Genomic DNA, 11,384 nt, shown 5'->3' with positions numbered 1-11,384 from the left:
TCATGCAGGGCCGGCCGGTTGGACTTGAGGCGGAACAGGTAATCTCCGCCGCGCTCCAGGACGATCCGGGCCGTCTCGCCCTGGCAGTGCAGCGCGTCGGCCGTCACCAACTGTCCGCTCAGGTCGAGACACTCCAGCACCGCCCGCGCCGCGACGATCTCGCTGTCGCCGTTTCCCGCGCGATAGGCTTCCTGGCCGATCACGGTCGACGTCGCCGAGGCAAAGGCCGTCACCACCGCCAGCGGTGAACGCCCGGCCGCGGTGTCGAACGATCGGCGCAACGTCTTGCCATCAATCGCGATGACGCCCGCGCCGGGCGCTCCGAGATCGTCCAAAAACCGGCCGAACGCCTCCGAAAAGGCCTCCGGGTCCAACAATCGGAAGATCCGGGAAAAGGTGTCGTGGCTGGGAATCCCGTGTTTGAGCGTCAGAAACTCACGGAACAGGCCTTCGCGGTCGACCGCGAAATCCGCGAAGTCCGAGCAGTCCTCCGCCCCGCAGATCGATGCCACCAGGGCGATCGTCAGAACCTCAAGGAGATCGTGCCGGGCATTCGACGCCCGGGGGTCGGGAACCTCGGCAAACGCATCCAGGAACCAGGACATGGGGCCTCCCACTTGATGCAAGGGAGTCCCCTACAGAATCCATTTCAAGCTCGACCGCTACCCCGATTTCTCAAATGCGATTCCCCTGGTCGATGTGCACGCGGGCCTTTTCCGCGCGCGCCTGTTGGTGCATGGTACCGGCGCGCCGGGCGCCCGCCCGGGCGTGACGGCCCGCGGGGCGCAATCGTTCGAGGAGTTGGGTAAGTATGGGTACTTTCAGCATCTGGCACTGGGTCATTGTCCTGATCGTCGTCCTGCTGCTGTTCGGCGCGGGCAAGATCCCGCGCCTGATGGGCGACGTCGCCAAGGGCGTGAAGGCCTTCAAGAAGGGCCTCGCCGATGACGAGGACGGCGGCGAGAGCGGCGACAAGAAGAAGATCGAGGGCGAGTCCACGACCGCCAGCGAGAGCAAGAAAGACGAGGCCCTGAAGAGCTAGGCACGGGGTCCCCGCGGCGCCGGCACCGCCCGCGCCGCCCGTTCCCGTCCGACCCGACGACCCGGTCCGCAGCGGCCGGTCCCGGCCGCATGGTTGCCGGTCATGCGGCGTGGCGCCGTGTGGCCCCGCCGTGTGACCCCGCCGTGTGACCCCTGGGTAAGGAGCGGGTCGGCATCGTTGCCGTGGCGCCGGAGGCAATCGCCCATGCTTGATTTCGGATGGATCGAACTGGCGGTGATCGCCGTGATCGCCCTGATGGTGATCGGTCCAAAGGACCTCCCCAAGGTCCTGCGCACCCTGGGGCAGTGGACCCGCAAGCTGCGGTCCCTGGCCCGCGAGTTCCAGAGCCACGTCGACGAGGTCATCCGCGACTCGGAATTGGAGGACGTGCGCGACGGGATCAACAAGGCCCGGCGCACCAACGTCGGCCAGTCGATCAACAAGATGGTCGACCCCGATGGCCGTGTCGCCCGCGATCTGAACGATTTCGGGCGCGATCCGGCGCGCCGTCCTGCGCGTGGCGAGGCCGCCGAGGCCGGCACGCCCGGGCGGCCGCTGGATCACACCGGTGCGGGCGATCCCACGGGACCGACGGCGGCGGGTACCGAGACTAAGAACAAGACCAAGACCGACGAGGACTGAGTGGTGGCCACCTACAGCGACAACCCGGACGACAACAAGATGTCGCTGGTGGAGCATTTGACCGAACTGCGCACCCGCCTGCTGTGGTCGGTTCTGGCCTTCATCGTCGCCTTCTTCGCCTGCTACGCCCTGGCCCAGCACATCTACGACTTCCTGGTCCAGCCGCTCGCCGACATCATGGCCGAGGTCGGCGGCAGCCAGCGCATGATCTACACGGCGCTGACCGAAGCGTTCTTCACCTACGTCAAGGTGGCGGCCTTCGGCGCCATCGTGGTGACCTTCCCGGTGTTCGCCACCCAGATCTGGCTGTTCATCGCGCCGGGCCTGTACCGGTACGAAAAGCGGGCACTGCTGCCGTTCCTGTTCGCCTCGCCGGTGCTGTTCGTGACCGGTGCGGCCCTGGTCTACTACATGGTGATGCCGCTGGCCTGGCGGTTCCTGCTCGGCTTCCAGACCACCGGCGCCGAGACGGTGCTGCCGATCGAGCTGGAGGCCAAGGTCGGCGAGTACCTGGGCCTGGTGATGAAGCTGATCCTGGCGTTCGGGATCAGCTTCCAGTTGCCGGTGGCGCTGACCCTGATGGCCCGCGTCGGCATGGTGACCTCGAAAGGCCTGGCGGCGGCGCGCAAGTACGCCATCGTCGGCGTGTTCGTGCTGGCCGCCGTGGTCACGCCGCCCGATGTCATCAGCCAGATCGGCCTGGCCCTGCCGCTGATCCTGCTCTACGAGGGCTCCATCTGGGCCTGCCGCTACGTGGAAAAGCGCCGCGGCGACGCCGAGGACGACGACCTGCTCGACGACGAGGAGGAGGACGAGGACGAGGACGGCGGTCCGGACAATGACGGTCCCGGCGGCGGTGGCCCGGGCGGCGGTGGCCCGGGCGGCGGTGGCCGTCCCGCCACCGAGGCAGCGGCCCCGGCCACCACGGCGGCGGCCCGCCCGCGCCCCGAGCACGACGACGCCGCCGACGGGGACGAGGACGCCGACGAGGACGACGGGCCACCCGACACCGACTTCAACACCGGGCGCTGAGCCGGCCGGCGCGGCCGGCCACCCGCCTCGACCGGGGCCGGCCGCCCATCCGTCCCCGGCGGGCGCGGGTGCCGAAACGCCCCGGACCCATGCTCCAGAACGGACAGGAGACCGATGCACGACATACGCTGGATCCGCGACAACGCCGACGCCTTCGACCGCGGCCAGACGCGGCGCGGCCTGGCGCCGATGGCGGACCACCTGCTGGCACTCGACGACCGCCGCCGCGCCAGTCAGGCCCGCCTGAACGTGCTTCAGGCCCGCCGCAACGAGGCGTCGAAGAGCATCGGCAAGGTCAAGAAGGAGGGCGGCGACGCCCAAGCGCTGATCGACGAGGTGGCCGCGATCAAGACCCAGATGGCCGACCTGGAGGCCGAGAACGCGGCCGTCGACGCCGAACTGCGCGACCTGCTGGCGGGCCAGCCCAACACGCCGCGCGACGATGTGCCCGACGGCCCGGACGAGACCCACAACGTCGAGATCCGGCGCTGGGGCGAACCGCGCGCGTTCGACGTCAGCCCGCGCGAGCATTTCGACATCGGCCCGGCCCTGGGCATGGACTTCGAGACCGCAGCGCGCCAGTCCGGCGCCCGCTTCGTCATCCTGAAGGGACCGGTGGCCCGCCTGGAGCGTGCCCTGGCCCAGTTCATGCTGGACCTGCACACCACCGAGCACGGCTATACGGAGGTCAACACCCCGGCCCTGGTGCGCGACGAACCGCTGTTCGGCACCGCCAACCTGCCCAAGTTCGCCGAGGACCTGTTCCGGGTCGAGGGCGGCTACTGGCTGATCCCGACCGCCGAGGTGACGCTGACCAATCTGGCGGCCGGCCAGATCCTGGACGAGGCCGCCCTGCCGCTGCGCTTCACCGCCTTCACCCAGTGCTTCCGCTCCGAGGCCGGCGCCGCCGGCAAAGACACCCGCGGCATGATCCGCATGCACCAGTTCGAGAAGGTGGAACTGGTCAGCATCGTGCACCCCGACCGCTCCGCCGAGGAGCTGGAGCGCAAGACGGCCTGCGCCGAAGAGGTGCTGAAGCGCCTGGGCCTGCCGTTCCGCACCGTTGTATTGTGCACCGGCGACATGGGCTTCGCCTCCCAGCGCACCCACGACATCGAGGTCTGGCTGCCCGGCGCCGGCCGCTACCGGGAGATCTCGTCGTGCTCCAACGTCGGCGCGTTCCAGGCCCGCCGCATGGACGCCCGCTTCCGGCCCACCGACGGCAAGGGCACCCTGCCCGTGCACAGCCTGAACGGCTCCGGCCTGGCGGTGGGGCGCACCCTGGTGGCGGTGCTGGAAAACTATCAGCAGGCGGACGGCTCGGTGACGGTGCCCGACGCCCTCAAACCTTACATGGGCGGGCTGGAGGTGCTGCGTCCCGATGTTTGAGCCCATCCCCGACCTGTCCAAGGCCCGCATCCTGGTGTCGAACGACGACGGTCTCGACGCCCCCGGCATCCAGGTGCTGGAACGGGTCGCGCGCACCCTCTCGGACGACGTCTGGGTGGTGGCGCCGGAGACCGAGCAAAGCGGCGCCGGCCATTCGCTGACCCTGCACGACCCGATCCGCTACCAACGGCGCGGGCCGCGTCATGTCGCGGTGCGCGGCACACCCACCGACTGCGTGCTGCTCGGCGTCAAGCTGTTCATGGCCGACCACCCGCCGGACCTCGTGTTGTCCGGCATCAATCGCGGTGGCAACATGGGCGAGGACATCACCTATTCCGGCACCGTCGCGGTGGCCATGGAGGGCACCCTGCTGGGCATCCGCTCGATCGCCCTGTCGCAGCAGTTCTCAGACCCCGACGCGGTGCCCTGGGACACCGCCGAGGCCACGATCGGCGAGGTGGTCCGGCGCGCGTGCGCGGCGCGCTGGAACCGGGAGGTGCTCATCAACGTCAACGTCCCCGACTGCCCCGCCGACCAGGTGGCCGGCATCCGTCTGGCGCGCCAGGGCAAGCGCGTGGGCTCCAGCCGGTTCTCGGAAAACCTGGTCGAACGGGTGGACCCCAGGGGCCGACCTTATGTATGGATCGGAGTCGAACAGGTGCGTGGCTTCGATGGCGCCGACACCGACCTGCACGCCATCGCACAGAACTGCGTCGCGGTCACGCCACTGTGCATCGACCTGACCGACGAAGGGACCATGGACGCCATGGGCAGCGTCTTTTGAGCGAATTCGACGGCCCTCCCGAGGCCGGTCCGGACGACGGCAACGGGCACGACCACAAGATCCGCCTGCTGATGGAGCTGCGGCTGGCAGGGGTGACGGACACGCGCGTCCTGTCCGCCCTGGAGACCATCCCGCGCGAGGCGTTCGTCTCCGAGCCGTTCCTGGACCTGGCCTACGACAACCGCGCCCTGCCGATCGCCTGCGGGCAGACCATCAGCCAGCCGCTGGTGGTCGGACTGATGACCCAGGCGCTGGAGCTGACCGGGCGGGACAAGGTCCTGGAGATCGGCACCGGCTCCGGGTATCAGGCCGCCATCCTGTCGCGGGTGGCCCGGCGCGTGTACACGGTGGAGCGTCACAGGCCGCTGCTGGACCAGGCCGAGGCACGCTTCCGCCGGCTGGGCCTGACCAACATCGTCACCCGCCACGGCGACGGCATGAAAGGGTGGCCGGCGCAGGCGCCGTTCTCCCGCATCCTGGTGACTGCCGGCGCGCGCGAGATCCCCGAAACCCTGTCCGACCAGCTCGACGACGGCGGCATCATGGTGCTGCCGGTCGGCGATCCGGACCAGCAATGGGTGACCCGGGTGCGCCGCAATGGCCACCGGCTGAGCACCGAACGGCTGATCGCGGTGCGCTTCGTGCCGCTGCTGGGGGGCGTGCCGCGCGACGAGACCGACGACGGCCTGCGCTGAACCCCGCGCCGCCGGGCACCCGGGGCGCCGCGGCTGGTCCCGCCGCCCGCGCGCCTGTATAGTAGCCGCCATGATCCGCATGGCCCACGGACTGCCCCGCCTCCTCACCCTCCTGGCGCTGGCCGGGGTGGCGCTGGCCGGGTGCGACCGTGGCTGGCGTGACGCGCCGTACGGCTTACCCGGGGCCACGGGAGCCCACGGCGACCCCACCCGGGCGCGCCAAGTGGTGGTCCAGCCCGGGGACAGCGTGTATGCCATCGCGCGCCGCACCGGCGTGCCGACGCGGGCGATCATCTCCGCAAACGCCCTCGCCCCACCCTTCATCCTGCACCCCGGCGAGGTGCTGACGCTGCCGGCCCAGCGGGTCCATGAGGTGCGCGCGGGCGACACCCTGCACGCGCTGTCGCGGCGCTACGGGCCGTCGGTGGCGGCCATCGCCAACGCCAACGGCCTGGCGCCGCCCTACGTCATCCGCACCGGCGAGGCCCTGGTCATCCCGGCGACAGACCAACCCGAGAGCACGCCCGCCACCGAGCCGACCCGCGCGATCGCGACGATGCCGCGCCCGGCGCGCCCGCCGTCCCCGCAGACCCCAGGACGGGAGCTCGCCGTGCCGTCCCCGACCCGCACCGCCGACCCGGTTGCGGCCCCCGGCGCGGCCACGTCGCCGCGCCCGACCCCCGAACCCACCGCAGCCCCGGCGCAGGACCGAAGCCCGGAGCGGCCCCGGGACGTGCGGCCGGCGCCGCTGCCGCCGGTCCCGGCCGCCACCGGCGCCCTGCCGCCGCCGCCGCCGATGCCGACGGCCGCCGTGGCGCGCGGCGCGGTGCCCCTGCCCGACCCGCCGCCGCGCGCCGGCAGCCGCTTCCTGTGGCCGGCGGTGGGCGAGGTGATCGCCGGCTTCGGGCCGGGCCGGGACGGCCTGCACAACGACGGCATCAACATCGCCGTGCCCATGGGCGCGCCGATCCGGGCGGCCGATGCCGGCGTCGTGGTCTACGCCGGCAACGAAATCCAGGGCTTCGGCAACCTGGTCCTCATCAAACACGCCGGCGGCTGGACCACCGCCTATGCCCACGCCTCGCGCCTGGAGGTGCGGCGTGGCCAGCTTGTGCAGCGCGGCCAGATCATCGCCCGCGCCGGCCGCACCGGCTCGGTGGATGCACCCCAGGTGCACTTCGAGATCCGCCGGGGCGCGAGACCGGTCGATCCGCGCGACCACATGGGATCGCGCACCGATACCTGATCCTGAGTCCCGACCGCAGGCAGACGGGAACCCTTGGCGGCGCGCGGCGTTCCGATCACCGGAGCGCCCGACCGGCGACCGCCGGCCCGGCGACCCCCACCCGCACCGGAGGTCCCCATGGAATCCCTGCGCACCGCCCTCGTCCCGATCCTGGACCAACCGGCCGTGCTGGTCGGGTGGCTGCTGCTGAACGCGGCGTCGTTGGTCTGGCTGCTGCGCGACCTGCGGCACCGCAACCCGCAGACCATGGGCCTCATGCGCTGGGTGTGGATCCTCACGGTGGCCTACTCCGGGCCGGTCGGCCTGCTGGTGTACTACTACTCGGGACGCGCTCAGATCGCCCGCGACAGCCTGTGGCGCCGCGCCTTCCGATCGCTGGCGCACTGCTACGCCGGCTGCGGGATCGGCGAGATCATCGGGATCGTGGTGGTGGCCGGGATCCTGGCGCTGGGCGCCCTGACCGTCAGCACGATCACCTTCGCGCTGGCCTTCGCGGCCGGATTCGCGCTGACCATGGGGCCGCTGATGGCCGAGGGCGTGAGCGCCCGCGAGGCGTTCCGCGACAGCGTCGTCAGCGAGACCGCCTCGATCACGGTCATGGAGGTGGTGGCCATCGGCGTCGACCTGTGGTTGGCCGGCGAGGCCACGATGGCGCAGCCGCTGTTCTGGACCTCGCTGCTGGTGTCCCTGACGGCGGGTCTGATCGCCGCCTATCCGGTCAACGTGCTGATGATCCGCGGCGGCATCAAGCAGGGCATGGGCCATCCGGCGGAGGCCCACGGCCACTGAGACGGACCGGCGCGTGCCGCTCTGAAACCAACAGATCGCGCCGAGTCACGCTCGAAAGCGGCCCCACGCCGGTGGTTCCGATTTCGAGCGATCGGCGCTATGGGCCAGGCGGTCCGCGCCGGTTTCCCCGGCGCTGCGGCCGGCGACAGGAGGAACCCGATAATGACGGAAACCGTGAAGGGGGTGCTCGATACCCTGGAAGAGAGTGCGCGCGGTGGCGAGACGATGTCGGTCGACGATATCGTGCAGGCGTTCGGGCGCCGCGCCTACGGGCCGCTGGTGTTCGCCATCGGGCTGGTGATGCTGTCACCGGTCAACTGGATCCCGGGCGCGGGCGTGCTGCTGGCAACGGTGCTGACGGTGCTGCTGGTGCAGTCGCTGCTGGTCTCAGGGGCGCCGTGGGTGCCGCGCTGGCTGGGCCGGGCCAGCGTCGACCGGGACCGGGCGCGCTACGCCATTGCCCGCGTGCGGCCCTGGATCGAGCGGCTGGCCGTGGTGGTGCGGCCGCGGCTGCGGCCCCTGACGCAACCGCCGTGGCGTGCCGGCCCGATCCTGGTCATCATCGCCACGGCCCTGTCGATGTACCCGCTGGCGATCGTGCCCGGCGGCGCCGGCCCGCCGTCGCTGGCCATCACGGTCTTCGGCCTGGCCCTGACGGTGGAGGACGGCCTGTTGGTCCTGCTGGCGCTGCTGGCCGCGGCGGGCGGCTTCGCCCTCGCCGCCTGGGCCGTCCTGTAGGCCGGCGCCGTCCCTTTATCGACGCGGCCGCCGCGCCCATCTCATAGAGAAAGGTCTTGGCACAGGCCGCACGGTCTGGGCGCATCCCCGCTCCACGCGAACCAGAGGGAGGTGGCATGAACACCGACACCACGAACACGGAGTCCAATCCTCTGCTGGGCTATCGGATGGGCGATTGCTCGCCGAGCGAACTCCTGACCAAGAGCGACCTCTCCGGCCGCGACAAGCTCGCGGTGCTGCGGCAGTGGGAATACGACGCCATCGAATTGATGGTGGCCGAGGAGGAGAACATGGGCGGCGGCCGTCCGGCCCCGCTGTCGGAGATCCGCGACGCCATCCGCAGCCTGCGGACGGACCGCGGCGACGGGCCGGCCCGCACCGGTCAGAGCGGTGGCCCGATGACGGTGGCCGACGTCATGACCCGGACCGTCAAGACGGTCCACTCCGACAACCGCATCCGCGACGTCGCGCGTCAGATGCGCACCGACGGCGTGGGCCTGTACGTGGTGCTCGACGGGGACGAGGCCGTCGGCATGGTCACCGACCGCGACATCGTGGCGCGGGCGGTGGCCGACCGCGTCGACCTGGACGCCCGCCCGGTCGCCGACATCATGACCAACCGGATCGTGGCCTGTGCCCAGGACGCGCCGCTGTCGGAGGCCGCCGACCTGATGATGCGCGAAGGCGTGCGCCGGCTGTGCGTGGTGGACGCGGCGGGCGATCTGGCGGGCATCCTGTCGGTCACCGACCTGGCGCTGGACCACAACGGCGAGGCGACCATCGGGCGGGTGTTGCGGGCCATCGTGCAGGCGCCGGCCGCGTCGGCGCCGGACCCCGACAAGACCACCAGCCGCCATGGGGCCGCGAGCCACCCCGGCGGCTTGCAGGTCTACAGCCTGCGCCCGCGCGTGCGGCGCTGACCCGTCCGGCCTGAAGAAGGAGCACGGAACCATGGACTCGGCCGCAGCGGAGGCGATGCGCGAGGAAACCGACAGCCTGGGCGTGGTGCGCGTGCCCGCGGACCGCTACTGGGGCGCCCAGACCCAGCGCGCCCTGGAGAACTTCCCGATCGGCCTGGAGCGCATGCCGCCGGCGCTAGTTCACGCCCTCGGCGTCCAGAAGCTGGCGGCGGCGCGCGCCAACATGGCGCTGGGCAGCCTCGACCGGGCCATCGGCGAGGCCATCGCCGCCGCCGCGCGCGAGGTGGCCGACGGCGCGCTCGACGACCACTTCCCGCTGCCGGTGTGGCAGAGCGGCAGCGGCACCCAAACCAACATGAATGCCAACGAGGTGATCGCCAACCGCGCCGACGAGGTGCTGGGCCAGCCCATGGGGCGGCGCACGCCGGTGCACCCCAACGACCACGTGAACCGGGGCCAGTCGTCCAACGACACCATCCCCACCGCGATGCATCTGGCGACCCTGCTGGAGTTGCGCGACCGCCTGCTGCCGGCGCTGGACCACCTGGGGCACACCCTGGCCGAGCGGGCCGTGACCTTCGGCGATCGCGTCAAGAGCGGCCGCACCCACCTGCAGGATGCCGTACCGGTCACCCTGGGTCAGGAGTTCGGCGGTTACGCCGCCCAGGTCGAGGCGGCGGCGACCCGCCTGCGCCGCCTGACGGACGACCTGCTGCCGCTGGCCCAGGGCGGCACCGCCGTCGGCAGCGGCCTGAACTGCCCACCGGGGTTCGTGGACGCGGTCCTGGACGCCGTCCGCGCCCTGACGGGACTGGAGGTGCGGCGCGCCGACAACCCGTTCGCCGCCAACGCGGCCCATGACGTGTTCGTGGACCTGTCGGGCGCGCTCGGCGGCACGGCGGCGGCGCTGGCCAAGATCGCCGGGGACATCCGGTTCATGGGCTGCGGGCCGCGCTGCGGCATCGGCGAGGTGATGCTGCCCGCCAACGAGCCCGGCTCGTCGATCATGCCGGGCAAGGTCAACCCGACCCAGGTCGAGGCGCTGGTGATGGTCTGTGCCCAGGTGCAAGGCAACCATGTCGCCATCGCCCACGGCGCCGCCGGCGGCCAGATGGAGCTGAACGCCTGCAAGCCCGTCATCATCCACAACACGCTGCAGTCGATCCGCCTGCTGGGCGACGCCGCGCGCTCGTTCGCCGACCGCTGCGTGGCCGGGTTGGCGGCCGACGACGCCCGGCTGGCGGATCTGGCCGGCCGCTCGCTGATGCTGGTCACGGCGCTGGCGCCGGCGGTGGGCTATGATCGCGCCGCCGAGGCGGCCCACAAGGCAGCGCACGAGGGCACCACCCTGCGTGAGGCGGTCCTGACCCTGGGCTTGATGGACGCCGAGGCGTACGACCGCGTGGTCGATCCGCGCGCCCTCGCCCTGGGCGGCGGTACAGAGGTCGAGCCCGGCGGGTGATCAGTCCGACAGGTCCGAGGCGGTGGCGTTGCGCGCCAGCGGCTCGTTCGGTTTCAGTTCCGCGTCCCACGGGAACAGCAGCCACAGTTCGCTCTTCACCGGCACGGCGAACAGATCCACCGTCGCCTGGCCCTCCGGCTTGGCGTAGACGGTGGCGATGGTCGCCTTGGGCAGCAGCGTGCGCACCACCCCGGCGGTGACACCCGAGTCCACCAAATCGTCGATCACCAGCCAATTGTCGCCGTCGCCCACCAGGTCGGTATCCACCCCCTTGAGCATGCGCGGCTGCCCCTGGGCGCGGTCGTCGTAGCTGGCGACACTGACCGCCTCGACCGTGCGAATGTCCAGTTCGCGGGCGATGATGCACGCGGGGATCAGGCCGCCGCGGGCGATGGCGATGATCCCGTCGAAGTGATCGCGGGCGGCCAGGATGCGTTGCGCCAGCATGCGCGTGTCCCGATGGAAGATTTCCCAGGGGATCGGCATGTAGATGCTGTGGGTGTAGTCCTTCGTCATGGCGGGTGTCCGTGGGCCTGGCGGGAGAGGGAGCCCCTGCTTACCGTCCCCGCTCCCGGGGAGCAACAGCGCCGCCCGCCGGGCGGTCGCCGGGCGGTCGCCGTCACGAGGCTCTGGACGACTCCGGGG

Annotated in this window: 13 protein-coding genes; 11 read left to right on the top strand and 2 right to left on the bottom strand. The window is 71.3% G+C overall.

The window, feature by feature from the left end; genetic code table 11:
- Nucleotides 1-605, bottom strand: a 605-nt coding sequence (locus GGD88_RS06845) for an ISAs1 family transposase (protein ID WP_184433237.1), incomplete at its 3' end; no start/stop codon positions are given.
- 206 nt (nt 606-811) lie between these two features.
- On the opposite strand from GGD88_RS06845, the gene GGD88_RS06840 reads away from it, so the two are divergent.
- From GGD88_RS06840 to GGD88_RS06790, 11 genes are all read left to right on the top strand, one after another.
- Nucleotides 812-1,042 carry a twin-arginine translocase TatA/TatE family subunit gene (locus GGD88_RS06840; protein ID WP_184433234.1) on the top strand — a complete coding sequence of 77 codons (231 nt, stop codon included), beginning with the start codon at nt 812-814 and terminating at the stop codon, nt 1,040-1,042.
- A 204-nt stretch (nt 1,043-1,246) separates the two neighbouring features.
- Complete coding sequence (gene tatB, locus GGD88_RS06835) at nt 1,247-1,684, top strand: Sec-independent protein translocase protein TatB (RefSeq protein WP_184433231.1); 438 nt, start codon at nt 1,247-1,249, stop codon at nt 1,682-1,684.
- A 3-nt stretch (nt 1,685-1,687) separates the two neighbouring features.
- On the top strand, nt 1,688-2,716 hold the full coding sequence (gene tatC, locus GGD88_RS06830; RefSeq protein ID WP_343056300.1) for a twin-arginine translocase subunit TatC: 1,029 nt from the start codon (nt 1,688-1,690) through the stop codon (nt 2,714-2,716).
- Between the two features lie 114 nt (nt 2,717-2,830).
- Nucleotides 2,831-4,105, top strand: coding sequence for a serine--tRNA ligase (gene serS, locus GGD88_RS06825; protein ID WP_184433228.1), 1,275 nt, complete (start codon nt 2,831-2,833; stop codon nt 4,103-4,105).
- Entirely contained in the window at nt 4,098-4,889 is a 792-nt protein-coding gene (gene surE, locus GGD88_RS06820) for a 5'/3'-nucleotidase SurE (RefSeq protein WP_184433225.1), read from the top strand. The genes serS and surE overlap by 8 nt, the downstream gene beginning before the upstream one ends.
- A gap of 71 nt (nt 4,890-4,960) precedes the next feature.
- Entirely contained in the window at nt 4,961-5,584 is a 624-nt protein-coding gene (locus GGD88_RS06815; RefSeq protein ID WP_184433271.1) for a protein-L-isoaspartate(D-aspartate) O-methyltransferase, read from the top strand.
- A gap of 70 nt (nt 5,585-5,654) precedes the next feature.
- Complete coding sequence (locus GGD88_RS06810) at nt 5,655-6,830, top strand: LysM peptidoglycan-binding domain-containing M23 family metallopeptidase (protein WP_184433222.1); 1,176 nt, start codon at nt 5,655-5,657, stop codon at nt 6,828-6,830.
- Between the two features lie 117 nt (nt 6,831-6,947).
- On the top strand, nt 6,948-7,619 hold the full coding sequence (locus GGD88_RS06805; protein ID WP_184433219.1) for a DUF4396 domain-containing protein: 672 nt from the start codon (nt 6,948-6,950) through the stop codon (nt 7,617-7,619).
- Between the two features lie 162 nt (nt 7,620-7,781).
- A complete protein-coding gene (locus tag GGD88_RS06800; RefSeq protein WP_184433214.1) occupies nt 7,782-8,357 on the top strand; it encodes an exopolysaccharide biosynthesis protein in 576 nt (191 codons plus the stop codon).
- A 116-nt stretch (nt 8,358-8,473) separates the two neighbouring features.
- Nucleotides 8,474-9,277 (top strand): CBS domain-containing protein, encoded by an 804-nt coding sequence (locus GGD88_RS06795; protein WP_184433211.1) that lies wholly within the window; start codon nt 8,474-8,476, stop codon nt 9,275-9,277.
- A 31-nt stretch (nt 9,278-9,308) separates the two neighbouring features.
- Nucleotides 9,309-10,739, top strand: coding sequence for a class II fumarate hydratase (locus GGD88_RS06790; protein ID WP_184433207.1), 1,431 nt, complete (start codon nt 9,309-9,311; stop codon nt 10,737-10,739).
- On the opposite strand, the gene gpt is transcribed toward GGD88_RS06790, so the two are convergent.
- Nucleotides 10,740-11,255 carry a xanthine phosphoribosyltransferase gene (gene gpt / locus GGD88_RS06785; RefSeq protein ID WP_184433204.1) on the bottom strand — a complete coding sequence of 172 codons (516 nt, stop codon included), beginning with the start codon at nt 11,253-11,255 and terminating at the stop codon, nt 10,740-10,742.
- Nucleotides 11,256-11,384 lie beyond the last annotated feature (129 nt).

Origin of the sequence: Roseospira goensis (assembly GCF_014197795.1) — a bacterium.
Lineage (GTDB): Bacteria > Pseudomonadota > Alphaproteobacteria > Rhodospirillales > Rhodospirillaceae > Rhodospira > Rhodospira goensis.
Note: the sequence above shows the minus strand (reverse complement) of the source record. Positions and strands in the feature narration are given on the sequence as shown.